The organism is Neohoeflea coraliihabitans (assembly GCF_019334345.1).
Classification (GTDB): domain Bacteria; phylum Pseudomonadota; class Alphaproteobacteria; order Rhizobiales; family Rhizobiaceae; genus Pseudohoeflea; species Pseudohoeflea coraliihabitans.
Genome location: NZ_JAHWQX010000014.1, coordinates 1 through 622 on the forward strand (window position 1 = coordinate 1; position 622 = coordinate 622).

A 622-nucleotide genomic window follows, 5' to 3' on the forward strand; every position below is an offset into this window, starting at 1 on the left:
GGACACCACAGGCCGAATGAAACAATGCGGTCATCGATCATGAGGGCCACCACACGAGCGATTCAAGACGGTTGATCCCTTCGGCAAAGCAGGTGCCTGCAATATCGAGATCAGACCCACTCGTGACCGGGGTGACAGATGAACCGTTGATTTGCAGAGTTCCGCTGCCGCCGTTCCATGGGAAATCAGCGAGAGGAATGGTGATGTCGTCTGCCAGCCGCGTGGCGGTTGAAGCGGTCGTTTTGATGTAGGAGGTTGGCTCGTCGCCGGTTTCCAACTGAGCACCCCATGTATAAAGCCCGGAAGATCCGTCGCCCGTGTAGATCGCCAAGCCGGCGGCATCCAGAGGCTGGCAGGAAAACTGCCGAGTGTTGGTCTCCGTCGCCTCAAGCGTCAACGAAACGCGATAGATGCCAGAGCCGAAATCTTCGATCCTCGCAACGGCCCCCGTGCCGGTCGTTCCAATCACTGCGCCCGTCGAAAGGTTGAAGTCCGCAGTTCCAGCGCCCCCGGCGATCGGCAGAGATATCCGGACCTTTGTTCGCTCACCTGCCAAGACGAAACGTGAATGTGTCAGCGTGGTCCCGCTGGTGTACGCGATCGTCTGATAAATGTAGTGCAG

At 58.2% G+C, this 622-nt stretch carries 1 protein-coding gene; it reads right to left on the reverse strand.

Going from position 1 to position 622, the window contains the following annotated elements:
• Window positions 1-37 precede the first annotated feature (37 nt).
• Window positions 38-622 (reverse strand): phage head spike fiber domain-containing protein (locus tag KY465_RS18550; RefSeq protein WP_219203615.1); only part of this gene is annotated, 585 nt, incomplete at its 5' end.